This is a genomic window from Porphyromonas asaccharolytica DSM 20707, from assembly GCF_000212375.1.
GTDB lineage: Bacteria > Bacteroidota > Bacteroidia > Bacteroidales > Porphyromonadaceae > Porphyromonas > Porphyromonas asaccharolytica.
In genome coordinates this window covers 482,630-501,870 of sequence record NC_015501.1, presented here as the reverse complement: position 1 = coordinate 501,870, position 19,241 = coordinate 482,630, and the positions used below count along the sequence as shown (strand labels likewise).

Sequence of the window (19,241 nt, the reverse complement as noted above, 5' to 3'; positions counted from 1 at the left end):
TTCTGTTGATTATAATGATAGACCCCGTGAGGGGGTGATCCTATTAGAGTACGAGGATGGGGGCCGTAGCGCAGCTCCCGTCCGCTCTATTGAGCAGTGCGACATACTTGCCGGTCGCTAGAGGCAGTGCCAGCGTGGTGGTTCCGGAAGGCTCGAGACGTGCTACGACAGCACCCGAGAGGTCAACGATCATCAGCGACGTGACAGAGACGGCACTCTCTAGGTGGAGTTGCTGTGCCTCGCTGTCGTAGTAGATGCGCAGGTCGTCTGCTATCGGAGCGGGCGCGTCGGTGCCGTTGAAGTATCCGTCGACCGTTAGCTCCCAAAAGCCTGACCGCAGTGTCGGCTGCAGGTCGTCTGACTCCCCCTCTTCGTCATCGTCGGCCCGTAGCGCCGAGCGAGGCTGTGTGCTGCCCATCTTGACACTAGAGATGAGACATACGTAGCGACAAGCGTCCTCTTTGGAGACTCCGTGGAGCGTTAGCTTAGCCTCATTAGCGTTAGGGACAGGCTGTAGCGTGGTCATATTGTACCACCGATAGTGCTCGTCGCCGATGAGCGTGCCTGGATAAGTGGCGTCAAAGGTAACGTCGCTGCCTGACGTGACGCTCTCCTTATGAGGCTCACTGTAAGCTTGCTGCATACCAAAGCGGAAGATGCAATCTTTGTTTTTGATGAACCGATCCCACGCCTTAAAGTCCGCAAAGGAGAAGCGACAGTTGCGCACATCGATCATATCTAGATTCTCGAGCTTCTTGTAGATCGCAGGCACGGCGCCTGAGAGATTGTTGTCTCTGAGGGCGATCTTGCCCAGCTCAGTCGCATCTTGCCACGTAGCGGGGATAGAGCCTGTGAATTGGTTGTATCCTAGGTCCAGGTACCAGAGCTTCTTCGGCAGTTGTTGTGGTAATGCACCTGTGAACTGGTTGTGGTCGGCAAAAAAGGCTTCGCAGTCCTCCATTGTGCTCAAGTCTTCTGGCAGAGAACCTGTAAACTTATTGTCAGAGCAGGAGAAGCGCTGCAAGCGAGGTAACATCGTGATGCTCTCGGGGAAGGGCCCTGTGAACTGGTTGCTGTTGAGGTAGAGTCGTCCTGGCTCTGTAACGCCTAGTCCCAGCTCTAGGGGCTTGCCGAGGTTGACGAGGGTGCTCAGGTCTGGTATCTCGCCGCTCATCTTGTTGTTTTGGACAGAGAGGATCTGCAGTTCGGTACACTCACCGATAGAGGCGGGAATAGAGCCCGTCAGCTGGTTGAAGGAGAGCTCTAAAACCTGCAGATTGCGACAGAGACCGATCTGCTCGGGCAGCTGTCCTGAGAGATTGGAGAAAGAAGCATCGAGATGCTCCAGCTGAGGCATCTTAGAGATGTCAGGGAGCGTACCGGTTACCTCTGAGATCACATTGCCCTTGTCATCTACATTATAGAAGTTTGCCAAGTGTAGGATCTTCAGATTGACCAATTTGTCTAGGTTAGGCAGCTGTCCCGTCCATAGATTGCTACTGAGCATCAGCGCCTGCAGTTGCGTCATCGAGCCAAACGCCTCAGGGATAGGGCCTGAGAGCTTATTGTTGGAGAGACCCACGAGACGTAGCTCAGGGAGTGCTGTGAAAAAGCTCTTCGGCAGTTGTCCCGTCAGTCCTACCCCATCAAGCGCAATGCCCTGCACGTGGCCGCCTTCGATGATTACGCCAGCGTACTTGTCTGGTCCTGAAGCTGCACGCCAATTGTACCCCTCAGCCCAACCAGCACCACCGCACTGGTCATAGATCTCGAGGAGAGCCTGCTGCTCCGATGCGGGGATGACGCCCTGAGCCTGTAGCGAGGAGCTAGTGCTCCCCCAGCCGAAAAGGAGGAGGAGACTAGCTAAGATGATCGTATAGAGTTGAGATTGCTTAGCGTACATATACCTTGTAGCTTGATTGATTGACCGTAACGATGTAGAGACCCTCTGCTAGTGGCAGCTCATACGTACCAGCGGGCAGATAGTGAGAGGCTAGCTGTAGACCGCTAGGCGAGTAGATAGAGACGAGACTCTCAGCGTCAGCCAGCTCTAGGTGGAGCGCAGCTAGAGCGCCGTACACGACAGCAGGGGCGACCGTCTGTGGCTGCTGCACGGCAACGGTGATCGTCGGGTCGACCTTGTAGTTCTTAAAGTTGCACCACGCATCGGCTGCTTGGTAAGCTTCTTTGATCTCCTCCGAAGCGACAACGACCGTGACCGTCTCGTAATGCTCCTCGGTGAATGCGTTCTCTGACGTGACAGGAGGCTCCTCGCGCAGCGTTGTGATCGTCTCTAGGGCATCACAAGCGAAGAATGCCATATCCTTAATCTCGTTAACATTTTCGCCCAGCCAGATCTGCTTGATGTGTGAGCAATTGACAAAAGCTTGCTCGCCGATGTCGGCAACCTTCTTAGGAAAGCGAACTTCCCGCAGCGAGACACAGTCGAAGAAACCATAGTCTGGTATTAGCTCGATGCTATCGGGGAAGACGATCGCCTCTAGCGAAGTGCAGCCATGGAAGACGCTCTCGCCAAGGTTCAGAGCCGTCTGAGGGAGCGCTATACTACGCAGCGCAGTGCAGTAGCTAAAGGCATCCTCCTCGATGTCGGTCACACCCTCCGGTAGCACCACCTCCTCGAGAAGCATCGCTTGACTACAACTAGAGGCGGGGATCGTCGTGAGCTGCTTAGGATAGGTCAGCTTGCGCAGCTGAGCGTAACCCTTAAAGTTGAAGCCTTCTAGCGGATTGGCCTCAGCATCATAGGTGACCTCGCTGAGATCTAGCTCCTGCATGCGAGGTAGCTGAGTAAGCGCCTCCAGGTCGGCACTCGTTATCGTACCCGTTAGTTTGACCGCACGGTATAGTTCAGGCGTTGTCAGAGCGGTGATGGTACCCTCTAGTGGCTTCTCGGCAGAGACTGCAGCAGTGAGCGTCAGCATCTCCGATACGTTGGCAAACTCTTTCCACCCATCAGCTGCTGTGTAGGCATCCTTGGCACCCTCAGGAACGACAAGCGTTAGCTCGCTCATAGCAGAGAGATCGGCTAGACCAGCTAGATCCTCCTTCTTGTTAGAGACGACGGGCGTCGGATTGGTCACGATCAAAGTCTTGAGTGCATCACAACCACCGAATGCCTTGTCGCTCATCTTCTTCATCGAGCGAGGTAGCGTCACCGTCTCCAGGCTCTTACAGTGGGCGAAGGCGCCATATAGTATCTCCTCACACCCGTCAGGTATCGTCACTTCAGTGATCGCTGTGCGAGCGAAAGCACCGCCCATCAGAGTCTTGAGCTTGGAGGGTAGGACGATACTAGCAAGTGCTTCGCAACCGCTGAAGGCGTTGCCCCCGATCCTAGTTACGCCAGCGGGGATCATGATCTCCTCTAGTGCAGCACAGTTCATAAATGCTTGGTCGCCGATAGTCTCCATCGCCATACTCTGTATGGTGACACTCGTAAGAGCCACGCAGCCATTGAATGCGTCATGCTCGATAGTGCGCATCAGTGGTGGTAGTTGTATCTCGGAGAGACTCGTGCAGCCTTCGAAGGCTGAGACACCGATCGTGCTAAGCATCTCTGGTAAGTCTAGCTCCTCAAGAGAGGTACAGCCCTTAAAGGTAGAAAAGGAGATCTCACGCATCGTAGCGGGTAGCGTCACCTCGGAGAGCGCCTCGCAATCCTGAAAGAGAGACTTACCTATATAGCTGACCTCTCCAGGTATCTCCACCTGTGCGAGGAGCTTGCACCCCTCGAAGGCTGAAGACCCAAGCGAGTCAATCGACTCAGGGAGCTCGATAGCCTCTAGGCTCTCGCACCAGCCAAATGACAGTTCGCCCACATAGGTAAGTGTGCTAGGCAGATGTATCTCGGTTAGCTTGGTGCCGTTTTGTAAGCAGCGAGTCCCTAGTCGAGTCACACTGTTCGGTAGTGTTATTGAGGTGAGGCTCTCTGCCAGTTCACCCGCAAAGAGGAAGTAACCCGGCATGGTCCCAGGTACTGTCTCGACAGTCTCCGACATATAGGGATTGCCCTCGTAACTACCGCCAGCGACGACCTCCACGCCAGAGAGGTCGAGTGAGGTGATGCCAGCCGTCTTCCTCAGCGCTCCGAAGTCGTCCGCATTGAGCGACCCCGTGATCACTAGATTAGACAGCTCGGTCGTTTCGCTCAGCTTCGCCTGGAGCGTGCCTGGCTCAGTGACCTCGATCGTGGTCTGAGCCGATAGTGACGCTATGCTCCACCATAAGAGCAGTGAGAGCGCATAGGTCAATAAAGTGTAGTAATGCTTCATATACTATGTGATTTGATTAGTGTCATGGGAGCGCTAGAAGAGGCGATCGCTCCGATATTTGAGTCTCATCGCACGCTAGCACCACAAATGTACCCATTCTCACCGAGAGGCACAAGGTGGTCGAGCAGACCTCAATCTCGCAAATCGCTACACGTACTTGCCAGAAAAAGTCAATATCCACGTGGAGAATCTCAAATCCCCACGTGGATATTTTTTATTCTCCACGTGGAGGCGAAACGATTCCTCCGAAGTTTCATTTGATTCCTCCGAAGTTTTATTTCGTCCCCACGTGGAGAATTTTTCTTTTCCACGTGGAGAATTTAAATTTCCTCCGTAGGAAATGGATTTTTCGTGAGATGAAGAGGTGAGCGGATTGGGCTATTTTTGGTATCTTCGCATAGAAAACAAAAATCAGCATGACACAGAATATAAAAGTAGGAGACACTATCCGCTACCTCAATGCGTCGGGCGGTGGTGTCGTCAAGCGCATCGAGCGTGGTGTGGCGTGGGTCGAGGGCCCCGACGGTTTCGAGCTGCCCACACCGATACATGAATGCGTGGTGGTAGACAACCGTGACACTTTCGTACCAGCATATAAGCCTCCCGTAGTGAAGCGACAAGAGCCGGCAGCGCAGCCAAACAAAAGCAGTGCGCCCGTGGCGACTCCCGCTACCCCAGAGACTGTCGAGAGCGCAGAGCAAGACTTGAGCTTTGTGGCTCCTATATCTAAGGGTCCTTGGTTTGACCGTCCAGGAGGTGAGCAGCTACAGGTGCATATCGCCTATCTCCCCGTATCGTATGAGCACTTCGGACAGTCTCCCTACGAGACTTATCTGATCAATGAGAGCAACTATCATCTCCTTTTCACCTATAGCACGACAACCTCAGCGGGAGGCTACAAGCTCCGCTCGGCGGGCGTCCTAGAGCCTGATATGCGGGTACTGGTCGAGGAGTTTGACGCGTCGGAGATCAACGATCATGCCGTCTCACACTTCCAGTTTATCGCATACAAGCCTGAGCGTACCTATCGCTCCATGCCACCCGTAGAGCGTCAAGTACGGATGGATGTGGTCAAACTGGTGAAGCGTCACGCCTTTCGTGAGAACCCCTTCTTTGATGAGGATGCGCTTGTGATCCCCGTCCTAGAGGCATACGATGGCACCCAGCAAGCTCCTGCAGAGGAGCCAGCACCAGCGACGAATCGCTCAGGAGCCTTGCCTCAGCGTGCTATCGAGCGTGCAGAGCAAGCGACAGCAGCACAAAAAGGATCACAGAAGGCACCGCAAAAGCCTACTAAGAAGAGTACAGCTAAGACTAAGTCTGAGCCCAAGCGCCCCGACGCCCCAGCAGCTCCACAGGCTGTGCCTGCGACGCCTGAGCAAACTATCGAGAAGGTGGGACTAGAGGCGGAGCGTATCCTCCCGAATGCTACAGGGATGACCCCACACGAGGTGCTGCTCTACCAGCTGAAGAACTTCCGCCGTGAGCTAGACAAGCGCCTCGATCGTCGTGGCAGCAAGGTGGTCTTCATCCATGGAGCTGGTCAGGGTGTCCTGCATCAACTGATCATCAACCGCATCGAGCAGGACTACCCGATGGTGCAGTATCGAGACGTCACGTTCGACGGATTCCCGATGGGCGCTATCGAAGTCACTATCTCCGAAAAATAACGACACATCGTGCTAGAGATCGAGCGCAAGTACCTCGTCAGTCGTGATGACTACCTCCGAGAGGCGTCTCACCACCACCATATCCGTCAGGGCTATCTGACAGCAGACGGACGGGTGACGGTGCGGGTGCGCATCATCGACGATGAGGCGCGACTCACTATCAAGGGAGGCTCCACTGCTGACGGACTGATCCGCTCCGAGTGGGAGTACCCGATCCCTGTCACCGATGCTGAGGAGATGCTGCGCCAGTGTGCTAGCAGTAGCCTTGAGAAGGTGCGCTACTACGTGCCTTACGAGGGCTTCGTGTGGGAGGTAGACCGCTTTGGCGGGCGGCTAGAAGGTCTGGTCATGGCAGAGGTGGAGCTGACGAGCCCTGCAGATCGTCCTGAGCTACCCACTTGGCTGGGGCGTGAGGTGACGGGCGACCCGCGCTACTACAATGCTATGCTAGCGCAAGAGCTGGCGCCACCACCCACCACTTGAGACTGTTGCAAAAGTCGACAGTCTCTACTTAAGAGAATCAATGTAACTATATAAAGATAACTACCTATGACAACTCACCTAAGAAGAGTACTGCTGCTCCTGCTTACCAGTCTCACCCTCTCGGCCGTAGCACTGGCTGATGGAGGTATGTGGCTACTGGAGCAGATGGCTGACCAAGCTGACGAACTCCAAGCTAAGGGGCTACAGATCCCTGTGGAGGAGATATACAATCCCGATGGCCCTTGCTTGCAGCGGGCAGTCGTGATGTTTGACGGGGGCTGCTCAGGCGTCTTCGTCTCGAACCAAGGACTCGTTTTGACCAACCACCACTGTGGCTACGATCAGATACAGAGCCACTCAGCCGTAGAGCACAACTACCTACGTGACGGCATCTGGACGCAGTCCATGCGTGAGGAGCTACCCTGTCCAGGACTAGAGGTGATCTCTATCGATAAGATCACCAACGTGACCGACCAGGTGAACAAGCTGCTCAAGGAGTCTCCCTACAAGGAGGATCCGATGGCGGCTTTCTCCATTGCGACGCTCACCAAGATGATCCCCGCGATCGTAGGCGAGGAGGCAATGAAGCAGCCTGGCATTCGCTACGAGCTGAAGCCTTTCTATGGGGGTAACCGCTACTACCTCTTTACCAAGAAGGTCTTTACCGACGTGCGTCTTGTAGCGGCTCCGCCCAGTGCTATCGGTAAGTATGGCTCCGACACGGACAACTGGATGTGGCCTCGCCACACGGGAGACTTCTCCATATTCCGTGTTTATGTGGACAAGAACAATAACCCCGCGGACTACAGCGCTGACAATGTGCCGTACAAGCCAGAGCGCTTTGCAGCGGTCTCTACTTCAGGCGTACAGCGCGACGACTTTGCGCTGATTATGGGCTTCCCCGGGACGACCAATCACTTCTTCACAGAGGCGCAAGTAGACGAGTGGTCTGAGATAGATAATAACATACGTATCGAGATGCGTGGTCTGCGTCAGGAGGTGATGCTACGTCGTATGCTTGCTGACGAAAAGGTCAACATACAGTACGCTGCTAAGTATGCCTACTCGCAAAACGGCTACAAGCGCGCTCAAGGTGCCAACTGGGCAATCCGTACCCGTAACCTACAGGCGACTAAGCGTGCGCAGCAGGATGAGCTGGCGCAATGGGCTAAAGCAAACAACCGTACCGAGGTGACCAAAGCTATCCAGACGATCGCTGACTGTGTCGCTGCGCGTCGGGAGGCGCGTCGTGTGCAGTGGTACCTCATGGAGGGCATTCTGACGCCAATCGAGTTTCTACAGATACCGCTAGTGGACGGCAAGAAGCTTCAGCAGTGGAGCGACCCGAAGGTGCGCGAGGAGATCATCAGCGAGCTGCGTAGTGGCTACGCTGCTTTCTATAATAAGGACTATGATCCAACGGTCGACAAAGAGGTTGCGACAGTACTCCTGCAGCGCTACACGGAGCGTATCGATGAGGCGCACTGGCCAGAAGCTCTTCGTGAGGGGGTGGCTCAGTATCACTCGGTACAGGCTTATGTGACTCATCTCTTCGACAGCTCGATCTTTGCTGATCCAGCACGCTTCGAGACTTTCCTCAAGACTCCCTCACGTGAGCAGCTGCTGAACGATCCGATGATGCAGTTTGCCGTATCGACCATCAATCTCTTTGTCCAGATGCGTGAGCAGCAGGCTGCTTACGATGATCCGATCAAGCTGGCTCACAGAGACTATGTGCGTGGCGCGATGGATATGCAAGGTGCGCGCAAGGTGTGGCCCGATGCTAACCTGACGCTCCGCTTTACCTACGGTAATGTGCGTGGCTACACTCCTCGCGACAACGTCTACTACGGTCATCAGACGACCCTCACGGGGGTGATGGAAAAGGAAGACCCCACGAGCTGGGAGTTTGCCCTGCCTGACCAAATCAAAGAGATTTACAAGCAAAAGGACTACGGTGTCTATGCGTTACCCAATGGCGAGATGCCAGTCAACTTCTGCGCTACGACCCATACGACGGGCGGTAACTCGGGGAGCCCTGTCTTCGACAGTAAGGGACGCCTGATCGGACTGAACTTCGACCGCAACTGGGAGGGTGTCGGTGGCGACATCGAGTACCTGCCAGACTACCAGAGGAGCATTATCCTAGATATACGCTACCTCCTCATGCTCGTCGACAAGTATGGTCACTGTCAGCGACTGCTCGACGAGATGAACCTTGTTAAGTAAACCACCTATGGAGACACTACAACTAGAGGAGCAGATCGTCAAGATGCTCCGCACCGTCTACGACCCTGAGATCCCTGTCAATATCTACGACCTAGGTCTTATCTACAACGTGGATATACAGGAGGAGGGGGCTAAGGTGGTGATCACGATGACACTCACGGCGCCCAATTGCCCGGCCGCAGACTTTATCCTACAAGATGTACAGATCAAAGTCGAGAGCATCAAGGGTGTCAAGCGGTGTGACATAGAGCTCACCTTCGACCCATCGTGGGATAGCTCGATGATGTCCGAAGAGGCACAGCTGGAGCTGGGCTTCCTCTAGGGCAAAGCATAGCTGACGCCCTACCTATGGGAGCTATATACTTTCTATCCGATGCACACCTAGGGTCGCCTTACCACGACGATCCTAGGCGTGCTGAACTACGACTGGTCGCCTGGCTACGCTCCATAGCGGACGATGCCGAGGCGGTCTACCTGCTGGGCGATATGCTCGACTACTGGTTTGACTACAAGTATGTCGTGCCGAGGGGATCGGTACGCTTCCTCGCAGCCCTGGCTGATCTCGTGCAGCGAGGTGTCGAGGTGCACTACATCATGGGCAATCACGACCTTTGGCTCACTGATTACTTTGAAAAAGAGCTAGGTGTCATCGTGCATCGTGATACGGTCGTCTGCCAGCTCAAGGGGCGTACCTTCCGCCTGTCGCACGGACATCGTGAGTATGCCCTACGCTACAAGAAGGAGCGATGGCTCTTCGGTACATTCGAGAGCCGGCTCGCACGCTGTCTCTATGCAGCGATCCATCCTCGCTGGACGGTCGCCTTCGCACAGCGATGGGCTTACCGCAATCGCCTGCGACAGATGCGAGCTGCCGACGATCCGTCACGACCTGGCCACAATCCGCAGATGAATGTGGAGCGAGACGAGTGGCTCGTGCAGTACACCAAGGAGCTGATCCCGCAGCACCCCGAGATAGACTACTATATATATGGTCACCGTCACCTGCTGCTCAATCTCTCGCTCCCCGACGATCGTCGCTGCATCATCCTCGGCGACTGGATTCATTATAACTCTTACGCCCGCTGGGATGGCGAGGCACTCACCTTATCGCTCTACGACGAGCAGTAAATAAAACATCGGCTCATCTCGTCTTCGAGGTGAGCCGATGCTTGTAATTACTCAGAGGGGTCTGCTAACTGACTAGAGATGGTCCGCAAAGGGACGCACGGAGAGCCCCATCTGACGATAGTTGTCGACTAACTTACCGTCGTCAAAGATGCCCGCAGCACCCTCGCCGATCCACACGTAGTATGCTGACGTGTCACCATCAGGCGTGCTGGTCCAGTAGAAGCCATCGGTACCTACGTATACTTGGTTGCCCTCATCGACCTGACCCGCAAAGGGGAACTGACGCTCTACATCATTTTGCTTATCTTGAGCCCAAAAGCTCTCCTTAGCGACCTCTTCGATAGTCCCGTCAAAGCTCTCTCCGAGAGGACGTACGGTAACTGTCAGGAGACCGCCATCCTTCCCTTCTGATACTTGGTAGCGGTAGGCGGCTAGGAGCTTTTTGTCCTGAGCTGGGGGGAAGCCCTCCTCGGCAGCAGCCTTGGCAGGAGCTAGGCGGAGCGCATAGGAGATGCCATTGCCCATATTCTTGTAGTCAGAGCTGTAGGTAGCTTTTGTGTCTCCTATCTGAATAGCCTCCTCGACGGCTAGATGCTTGTTAGCGACTTGAAAGATGAGCGTAGGCTCCTCCAGGCTGGTGATAGGCGGAATGATCCCAGCCCACTCGTATCGTGAGCCTACGTGGGTACCTTGTGGCACTGACGTGAGCGCCTCTGAGTAGGTGAAGAAAGTCTTCACAGAATCACCCTCAAGGAGAAGATTCCCCTCAGAGATATAGTCGAGAGGCGTGACAGCCTTGACGACGATAGGCTTAGCCGGCTGTGGCTCTTCGTCACACGCTACGCAAGCCCCAAGTGCTAGTAGGATTACTAAGATGATAGACGGCTTTATCTGGATCATATTATGGATGGATTAAGTGATTTCGCTCTTGCTGAGACAGGTAGCTCACCTCATCTCTTCGCAAATCTACTCAAAAAAGCGGATAGTGCTACACACGCTCTAGACTCAGCAGGGCTGACGCATGACTCAGCCCTGCCCTCTAATCTCTAACTTCTAACCTCTAACTTCTGCCCTCTAATCTCTAATTACATATCTTTACAGGGGAATTCGTCCGATTCCCTCCTTTCTCGAATATCCACGTGGAAAATCTCAAATTCTCACGTGGCTATTTTTTATTCTCCACGTGGGCGTCATTCAATTCCTCCGAAGTTTCATTTGATTCCTCCGAAGAATTTTTTCTTCTCCACGTGGAAAATCTCAATTCTCCACGTGGAGATTTCAAAATATCCACGTGGAAAACACTTTTCCCCGACACAGCGCCGTATCGATATGTAGCCTGTTCTAAATAATTGTAACGCGTCAGCCCCTGGTGGAGAGTTTAGATATTTTTTGTTTGTTGAGAATAATTGCTATATTTGCCAACGGGCATGTTGCTCAGTCTTATTATAGGCACTCGTTCGTCACAAATATCACTGAGTAACCAAACATTTTACAGAAGCCGCTCTCGAGCTACACTTCTTACAGAGTGGCAGAGATGCTAGAGCTCCAGTATGATACGAAGTCTATAACTAATAATCAATACAAGATCGCTTATGAAACGAATATTACCACTTATGCTGACGCTGCTCACGATGGTACTGACGGCACTGACCGGTACCGCTCAGGAGACGGCGGTGACGAACTACACGAGGCAGGGCACTGCCGGTGCAGACTCTGGAGAGAGCTATAAGGTAACTTATGAGGCTGGTACTGGAGGTAAAATAACTAAGGCCTCCTATCAGAACCCAACAGCTGCTTGGCAAAATGTAGATGTCCAATCTGGAGATATGGTCCCTGCAGGTGCCATGATGGAATTAAATGCCGAGCCTGATGAAGGTTATGAAATTGACCAATGGACAATCAATGGTGAGCCAAGGGGAAATGGATTCATGATTTTCCCAACAGTCAATGCTGCGCTGGATATAAAGGTGACCTTCAAGAAGCCTGCAACGCACAAAGTTCACTTCTCACTAGAGGGTAATGGAACTATCAAAGGGCTCTACCCTAAAAATGGATGGGATACAGAATTTTATGATGGAGATGATCTCCCCGAAGGAGTTCTAGTAACCTTCTTTGTAACGCCTGACAATGACTATGAAGTAGACAAATGGGTCGTCAATGGAAGCGAAGAAGCTCCAGATAGAGATTTTCCTCACATCTTGCGAAAGACTCTTACGGAGGAGCTTACTGTCAAGGCTGTCCTCAAGAAGGGCACGCCCAAGTATAATGTGTCTCTCGGCGTTGGCGAAAACGGCAGTATCAGAGGAAAGTTTGTTGATGAAACAGGTGCAAACAGACTATTTTTTGAAGGCTCAAATATTCCTATTCAAGAAGGTACCGAACTTGAGATACGCGCTATTCCAAACCTTGGCTATATGGTCGACCAATGGCATACCACAGCTGAAAATACGCCACTAGTCCCTTCACCCGATGATCCGAACCTTTGTGTGGTTACAGTGACTGAGCCTATGGCAATATATGTTACCTTCAAAGAGGGTGAATCAGGCTATCAAGTTAACTACGAGGCTGGAGAGCATGGCACTATAGAAAAGGCTGTAGTGTGGCTCCCCGATGGCGCTACGCCATTTGAGTCTGGACAAAGTCTTCCTGCTGGGCAAAGGGTTGAGTTCACAGCAAAGCCTGACAAAGGCTATGAGGTAGATCAGTGGCTCGTAAAGAAGGGAAACAACGAAGAGACCTTTACAGGCATCACTGAATTCCAAACGGAGATCGAGGGCAAGATGGATGTCAAGGTCACCTTTAAGAAGGGGGCACCTGCTCAATACCCTGTTTCTTGGACGGTAGAAGGCGGAACTCTTGAAGCTAAGTATAAGGCTCAAGGATCAGAGGAGTGGACGATAATCGATAATGGTGGTCGCGTCACTGAGGGCACCGTGGTAACACTGACCGTTGATCCAGGAGACAATGAGATCAAGGAGTGGTACATCAACAATGCCCTCATGGAAGAACTCGCAGGTGTCAATGAAACAACCATCACTGTAGAGGGTGAGACTGAAATTGAGGTCTTGTGTGCTCCTGCCACGCCTCAACCTAAGACCTATAAGGTTACTTACTCGGTCTCTCCCAAGGATCAGGCTACGCTGACCGTCACTGACGCTAAGACCAAGGAGACTATAGCCTCTGGTGCTGACGTCGTAGAGGGTACCGAGATCACTTGTCAAGTCACCATTCCTGAGGGATGGGAGCTAGAGAAGTGGACCATCGGTGGCACGGACTATACCGAGGGTGCTAAGGAGTCAACCATCACATTGACCGTAGATAAGGATCTCGAGATACAAGCAGTACTGCAGAAACAGTCCGAGCCTCAACCTACGACCTATAAGGTGACCTACTCTGTATCACCTAAGGATCAGGCTACACTGACCGTGACTGACGCTAAGACCAAGGAGGCTATCACCTCTGGCTCTAAGGTCGTAGAGGGTACGGAGATCACCTGCCAGCTAGCAATCCCCGAGGGATCTATGTGGCAGCTAGAGAAGTGGACCATCGGTGGCAAGGACTACACCGAGGGTGCTAAGAAGTCAACCATCACACTGACCGTCGATAAGGATCTCGAGATACAAGCTGTACTACTAGACCACACCTCTGTAGCGGCTCCTGCGGAGACTCACTACGTAGTCTCTCTACAGGATGGAGAGCTGATGATCCAAGGACTCACCACGCCTACTCCTATATATCTATATAGTACGGCGGGCGAGCTGATGCTATCTCGTCTGATGGAGACATCAGTGCTTTCACTTCGTGCTCTACCTCAAGGTGTTTACTTCCTCGTCGTAGAGGGTCAGGTCTACAAGGTAATCAAATAACCTGACAGCCAATTAAAGCAATCCCTCTGGGACCAATTGTCGTGGAGGGATTGTAATGAATACGCTTAACATCACACAATATCAATCATATGAATAAAAGAAACTATACGAGTCTCAGTAGTTTGTGGCGCACGTTGTGCCTACTTGCCTGCTGTGGCTTCCTATCCATCCCATCGCTATTGGCGCAACAACCCAAAGGGTGGGAGATTGCGTTAGCACCTCCAGGAATAGAGGTGCCAGATAATGTGACAGCAAACGGATTTACTGCCACTTGGACCAATGTCGACGCTCAGCAACTCAATGATGATGGCACGCCTTGGAATAAGATATTCTTTCGGCTCATTACCACTAGAGAGATCGAAGCAAAGGCAGATGGTGCATATAACATCCTCAATTCGAAGATCAAGCCCAATCCTACAGGCAAAAGAGAGCTAGTCTCTGAGCAACAAGCTCATCTCGATGCGCAACTCTCTCAGCCAGACTGGTCAGCAGCCCTAGTTTACTGGACTCCAGATGGCTTTTCTATCAATGCGAAGGATTTAAAAAGTTATGGAATTCCTGAGGATATGATAGGAGTCAATGCTCGTCTAACGTCGCCCGTGATAGATCTCTTTAATGGAGATCGTACATACACGCTTGAGTTCACTGTTAAGGTGCTACAAGCTGAAGGCGATGTCAAGATGAAAGTCATGGGCTACGGAGAGGAATATAGCTACCTATCAGGGGTTCCTGGTGTGAAAGATATTACGGTGAAGAATGATGGCAAACCGCATAAGTACCGCTTCAAATTTGACGGGGGTACTTGGTGCCATCGTATCGTCATCGAGATTGATGACTATGCAGAGGTCGAGTTTTCTAAAGACATCGTTGTCAAGCAAGATCTCAAGAAGGGTGATCACGCCTATCGAAGCACCAGCTACTTTATGATACCCTACGATCAAGCTAAGTGTGATCGTGAAGATCTAGCTGATCTGTCTAGTCCCGAGAGATTTGCAGCTAAGTACTCATTCGATGTGACAGGGCTAGGTAGTGGTGTTCTAGATGCAGCCAAGGCAAAAGCCGATGGTGAGCGCATTGCTTATCGAATGCTCTATGCGGATGATCGGCCAGGCCAACAAAATAGCCAACGACTAAGGAAGTCTATGTACTCTGAGCCTGCTTATCTAGATGATGTAGAGGACTCAAACAACTACCTTTATGTAGGCTACTGCAACTATGAGGCTCCTAACTACAATGCAATTGAGCCTACTGGAGTGTCTTGGGCCGGCTATCATGGCGGTGCCATCAAGCTAACCAAAGAGAAGCTTAAGGATTATGTAGGAAGCAAGGTTGTTGGCATACGCTTTGCCTCAGCTGCTTGCTTGCAGAAGGATCAGATTAATAATGATCCAGGGTTCTTTACTCCGAAGCTCCCCTGTATCTTCCTCGCTAAAACCGTGCTGACACAAGACCGATCTGATGTCAACAATCCCAAAGTGCTAACTAAGTGGGATCCAATTCAGATTACTACGGTCGACATGCTTAAGGATGGGTGGAATACGCTCTTCTTTAACGAGCCGTATGAGATTACTGCTGAGAGCGAGTTCTTTGCAGGAGCTTATGCTTATGACGCTGCTGCTGCGGGTGGTATCCTCGTCAGAAGCTATCAGTCACCAGGCGTAGACCCCAATTCTGCATGGATCTCCTCCAACTGGGGTGAATATGATATCGAAAAGGTTCGCTTTGATGGTATAGTGAATGAGGCTGAAGGCCCTCTGTTGATGCAAATTGTTATCGAACCTAAGGAATTAGGACCGACAACACTAAATCGCGGGGTAATAAATAAGCTTCACGCACCTGCATATGTTTACTCCAATGAAGAGATTAAGCCTACCATAGAACTTTTCAATTCAGGAGTCAAGGCTATCTCTACGATTAAGGTGGAGACGGATCTTGCAGGTCACAAACAAACACAAGTCATAAAACTGCCTAAGTCTCTTGCATCATCGCTCTCTAAAGTCGTGGAGCTACAGCCAATCGACCATGAGGGTATCTTCGGCAAGACTGAACTTAAGGTTACACTCCTAGAGGTTAATGAGGTAGCTCTCGAGGCGCCCTCTGTACTAACAGCTAAATTAGAGATTCTCAAGCGAGACGAGGCCTATGCACGTACTACGCTAGTTGAGATATTCACCTCTGAAGGGTGTCCTAACTGCCCAGCAGGTGATCAGCGTATGGAGGATCTTATCAATAAGCCTGAGAATGCAGAGATCAAGGATCGTCTTGCGATTGTGTCGCATCACGCCTTTAATGTGCCAGACTTTATGATGATTCCCTACAGTCAGGGGCTAGGTGCCTTTGCTGGAGTCTTAAATTCGGGAGGTCGCATCACATTAGCTAGCGCAGGGTCTCCAACCAATATGTTTGATCGCAAGCCTCAAGCAGGCATGATGGGTGCTAGAGGTAGTAATGGAATTATCTATAGCATGATAAGCAGTCAGAAAGAACTTGATCTGATTTCAGAGGCTTCTAAATCTGATCCTGCCTACGTAAGACTTGAGGTCAAGCCTTGGTTTAAGAAGGAGAGCAACCTCCTTAAAGTTACTGTACAGGGTCGTGCCTCTACACGCTTAGATCGCTCTCGTCCGGTCTACCTGACCATCATGATGACTCAGGATCGTATCAAGCCTCGCAATCAGATGGGTAAGAAGCCAGCAGGCTTTATGCACACCAACGTGCTGAGGTATGTCGATGAGGGTGGCTTTAAGGGCTCTGAGGTGACTTTTGATGAAAAGGGCGATTTCCAGATTGTCAAGCACATCTCAATCAATACGACCAACGCTACGACAGGCACACTTCCTGCGAACCAGTTCCTCTTAGAGGAGGATAACAAGAATGTCGAGGATGTAATGAAGGAAGTCAATGTCATTGCCTTCCTACACTACTATGAGGAACTCCCGACCAATGACGATGTGGAGGATAATGATCCGAGACTCCTCAAGAATGAGGTGCTCAACGCAGCACAGCGTCGTGTCTCCTTTACGGACTTTGATAGTGTCGAGGAGATCATTACTCAAGATGTCCAGGTGACTATCGAGGAGGGTGCTGTACGTGTCAACGTCCCTGTCGCTGGGCTACAGGTGTACGACATGACAGGTCGTCTTGTGCCCGCTACGGGACTTACGGCTGGAGCTTATGTCGTTCGTCTTGAGCTACAGGACGGCTCCAAAATGTTTACTAAGGTTGTTGCCAAGTAAATCATAATCCTAAATGCTCCCCTAGGTCTCGACAGAATATGCTGACTTATGGGGAGCATTTAGACTTTTCTAATCAACCATCAAAGCTTACATTATATACAACAGATACAGACAATGCACTATTTGAATAAACTATCAATGGTCTCGCTATTACTACTGAGTGCCACGGTCTCTCTCTTTGGTCAGGACTTGTTCTCGGGAGGAGATGGCTCTCAAGAAGATCCATATCAGATCGCTACGGAGGCTGACCTACGCACATTAGCTACAGAGGTCAACAGCAACTTCAACACCTTCGCTGGGCAGTACCTCAAGCAGACAGCAGACATCACCTTCACGTCTGACGAACCTATCCAGCCTATCGGTGGCCCGATCCTTGATGACTTTACGCGACCTAATGAGATGTGCTTCCAGGGAACGTATGACGGTGATATGCACAAGATCTACAACCTCAATATCTATGATGATCGTCAGCTGGTTGAGGGTGAAGTAGTTCACATGGGTGTCGGGCTCTTTGGTGTACTAGGCGAGGGGGCGACCATAAAGAATGTGGTCATCGCCTCGGGCCACATCTATGGGTTTGCATCCGTTGGTGCTATCGTGGGGCAAATTAAGAACGACTGTACGATCACCCGCTGTAAGATCGGCCCCGATGTACGTATCACTTCTTGGGCTAATGCCGGAGGTATCGCTGGTACTTCGCTCGGCGAGGGGATGAAGATCATCGAGTGTGTCAACTATGCCAACATCGAGGTGTATGGTGTGGGGCTACACAAGACTGCTGGTGGTATCATCGCATCGTCTGCAAATACGACCATCGAGGGCTGTGCGAACTTTGGAGACATCTGGGCAAAGGGTGGCTTTGCTGGTGGTATCATAGGTTATATGCCAGCATCCGATAATAAATTCATTTTCCACTACCCTGAAATAAGAAGCTGTATGAATGCTGGGGATATCTCCTCTATGGATCCAGCCTCTGGAGGGCTAATTGGAGCTGTCCTATACAACCTGACAGGTGATCTGGGACCCATCCCTCATCAGCTCATCTCGAACTCATACAATTATGGTCAGACATTGGTGACTTTTACAGCTACCTATGGCCCTATTTGTGCATTTTATTCTAGTCGCTTTCCTGTTACCGTGTCGAAGACCTTTTACAACAAGGATCGCTACATCATGAAGCAAAAGGAGGGGCCTGATGCGGAGCTTGCCTTTTCTCTCGGAGAGGCTAAGTCTCACGAGGAGTTCACCTCACCAGCCTTCATCACAACGCTGAACGAAGGTGGCGCGTCAGACTTTGAGGCTGACAAGCATAAGATCAATGGCACGATGCCTATCCTCAAGTGGATCAACGACACCTACGATGCAGAGATCGACAAGCCCAACCAGTATCGTACCGACATCCCATTCTCGAAGTTCAAGGAGCGTGCAGGTTCATTCTTCAATCCTAATCGCTCTGGAGACTTCATCATCTACGATATGAGTCGTCAGATGCCCAATATCCAAGCTAAGTCACTAGGATGTAATCTAGACAAGGGCTGGGTAGGTCGTGTCCTACCGATACAGGGAGGCAAGTCATACCGCTTCTTTATGTCTACCTCGGCATTCCGCCGCTATCTCAAGGAGGATGGTATGTATGTGGATGGTCGTCCTGACAAGCCTGCAGACCACTGGCTCATCACGCCTGCCTTTACGGTCACGGGAGACATCCCATGGTTCCACTGGGTAGGAGCTTCGGAAGATGAAGATGCGCTTTCTAGTTACGATCTTTATGTCGTAGAGGGAGCCGAGGAGCCTATGCCTAGCAAGATCCTTGAGTCCAAGCCTGTCTATACGGTAGACAAGGAGGCCGGGATTTCCCCATTTAAGGAGACTATTGATGGTGAGGAGCGATACTACTTTACTCTTACGGCTCACAAGGTAGACCTCTCTAAGTACATTGGCAAGGAGATCAGGCTTGCCTTTAGAGATCGCTCTATAGACCAGTACAACCTCTTCATCGGTCAGATGAAGATGGCTCAGGCTAATGCCATCAGTACGGTGGATAGCCGCGTCAACTGTCTCGTCGAGGTCTCTGAGCAGACGCTCTCAGCTACTCGTCCCGAGAGTCTCTTGACACTGTACAGCATCTCAGGTCAGCAGCTAGCTCAGACATCAGATCAGCTTGTCTATCGTGGTCAGCCTGGTGTCTATGTCCTAGTCGTATCTGATGCTACTGGTTATACCGAAAGACGCAAGGTAGTACTCTACTAGTCTCTATACTGGAGATCGACCTCGATGAGCCCACAAAGAGGATTCCTTGGGGTCGATCTCTCTTTTTCCTCACATTACTAAACCCTC

11 protein-coding genes are annotated in these 19,241 nt (G+C 51.6%); 8 read left to right on the top strand and 3 right to left on the bottom strand.

Annotated features, from left to right (window positions below):
• Positions 1 to 43: 43 nt before the first annotated feature.
• Together PORAS_RS02035 and PORAS_RS02030 are read right to left on the bottom strand one after the other, a co-directional pair.
• Positions 44 to 1,903 (bottom strand): leucine-rich repeat domain-containing protein, encoded by a 1,860-nt coding sequence (locus tag PORAS_RS02035; protein ID WP_013759986.1) that lies wholly within the window; start codon positions 1,901 to 1,903, stop codon positions 44 to 46.
• Positions 1,893 to 4,292, bottom strand: a complete 2,400-nt coding sequence (locus tag PORAS_RS02030; RefSeq protein WP_013759985.1) for a leucine-rich repeat domain-containing protein — start codon at positions 4,290 to 4,292, stop codon at positions 1,893 to 1,895. The genes PORAS_RS02035 and PORAS_RS02030 overlap by 11 nt, the downstream gene beginning before the upstream one ends.
• 416 nt (positions 4,293 to 4,708) lie before the next feature.
• Here PORAS_RS02030 and PORAS_RS02025 point away from each other — a divergent pair, with 416 nt between their 5' ends.
• From PORAS_RS02025 to PORAS_RS02005, 5 genes are all read left to right on the top strand, one after another.
• A complete protein-coding gene (locus PORAS_RS02025; protein ID WP_013759984.1) occupies positions 4,709 to 5,962 on the top strand; it encodes a DUF2027 domain-containing protein in 1,254 nt (417 codons plus the stop codon).
• 9 nt (positions 5,963 to 5,971) lie between these two features.
• Positions 5,972 to 6,445: a CYTH domain-containing protein gene (locus PORAS_RS02020; protein ID WP_013759983.1), complete on the top strand. Its 474-nt coding sequence runs from the start codon at positions 5,972 to 5,974 to the stop codon at positions 6,443 to 6,445.
• 66 nt (positions 6,446 to 6,511) lie between these two features.
• Positions 6,512 to 8,674 carry a S46 family peptidase gene (locus PORAS_RS02015; RefSeq protein ID WP_013759982.1) on the top strand — a complete coding sequence of 721 codons (2,163 nt, stop codon included), beginning with the start codon at positions 6,512 to 6,514 and terminating at the stop codon, positions 8,672 to 8,674.
• Positions 8,675 to 8,681: 7 nt separating this feature from the next.
• On the top strand, positions 8,682 to 8,996 hold the full coding sequence (locus PORAS_RS02010; protein ID WP_004331871.1) for an iron-sulfur cluster assembly protein: 315 nt from the start codon (positions 8,682 to 8,684) through the stop codon (positions 8,994 to 8,996).
• 26 nt (positions 8,997 to 9,022) lie between these two features.
• Entirely contained in the window at positions 9,023 to 9,802 is a 780-nt protein-coding gene (locus tag PORAS_RS02005; protein WP_004331891.1) for a UDP-2,3-diacylglucosamine diphosphatase, read from the top strand.
• A 72-nt stretch (positions 9,803 to 9,874) separates the two neighbouring features.
• Here the strand turns inward: PORAS_RS02005 and PORAS_RS02000 are convergent, their stop codons facing one another.
• Entirely contained in the window at positions 9,875 to 10,702 is an 828-nt protein-coding gene (locus PORAS_RS02000) for a fibrobacter succinogenes major paralogous domain-containing protein (protein WP_013759981.1), read from the bottom strand.
• 692 nt (positions 10,703 to 11,394) lie between these two features.
• On the opposite strand from PORAS_RS02000, the gene PORAS_RS01995 reads away from it, so the two are divergent.
• From PORAS_RS01995 to PORAS_RS01985, 3 genes are all read left to right on the top strand, one after another.
• Positions 11,395 to 13,668, top strand: coding sequence for an InlB B-repeat-containing protein (locus PORAS_RS01995; protein ID WP_013759980.1), 2,274 nt, complete (start codon positions 11,395 to 11,397; stop codon positions 13,666 to 13,668).
• Positions 13,669 to 13,913: 245 nt separating this feature from the next.
• Positions 13,914 to 16,904 carry a DUF1223 domain-containing protein gene (locus tag PORAS_RS01990; protein WP_245528041.1) on the top strand — a complete coding sequence of 997 codons (2,991 nt, stop codon included), beginning with the start codon at positions 13,914 to 13,916 and terminating at the stop codon, positions 16,902 to 16,904.
• A 114-nt stretch (positions 16,905 to 17,018) separates the two neighbouring features.
• A complete protein-coding gene (locus tag PORAS_RS01985) occupies positions 17,019 to 19,154 on the top strand; it encodes a hypothetical protein (protein ID WP_013759978.1) in 2,136 nt (711 codons plus the stop codon).
• Positions 19,155 to 19,241 lie beyond the last annotated feature (87 nt).

What these genes read in the sequence shown, in the direction of transcription:
- PORAS_RS02005 (WP_004331891.1), top strand. Translation starts at nt 9,023, where the DNA reads ATGGGAGCTATATACTTTCTATCCGATGCACACCTAGGGTCGCCTTAC.
- PORAS_RS02000 (WP_013759981.1), bottom strand. Translation starts at nt 10,702, where the DNA reads ATGATCCAGATAAAGCCGTCTATCATCTTAGTAATCCTACTAGCACTT.
- PORAS_RS02010 (WP_004331871.1), top strand. Translation starts at nt 8,682, where the DNA reads ATGGAGACACTACAACTAGAGGAGCAGATCGTCAAGATGCTCCGCACC.
- PORAS_RS02035 (WP_013759986.1), bottom strand. Translation starts at nt 1,903, where the DNA reads ATGTACGCTAAGCAATCTCAACTCTATACGATCATCTTAGCTAGTCTC.
- PORAS_RS02030 (WP_013759985.1), bottom strand. Translation starts at nt 4,292, where the DNA reads ATGAAGCATTACTACACTTTATTGACCTATGCGCTCTCACTGCTCTTA.
- PORAS_RS02025 (WP_013759984.1), top strand. Translation starts at nt 4,709, where the DNA reads ATGACACAGAATATAAAAGTAGGAGACACTATCCGCTACCTCAATGCG.
- PORAS_RS01995 (WP_013759980.1), top strand. Translation starts at nt 11,395, where the DNA reads ATGAAACGAATATTACCACTTATGCTGACGCTGCTCACGATGGTACTG.
- PORAS_RS01985 (WP_013759978.1), top strand. Translation starts at nt 17,019, where the DNA reads ATGCACTATTTGAATAAACTATCAATGGTCTCGCTATTACTACTGAGT.
- PORAS_RS02015 (WP_013759982.1), top strand. Translation starts at nt 6,512, where the DNA reads ATGACAACTCACCTAAGAAGAGTACTGCTGCTCCTGCTTACCAGTCTC.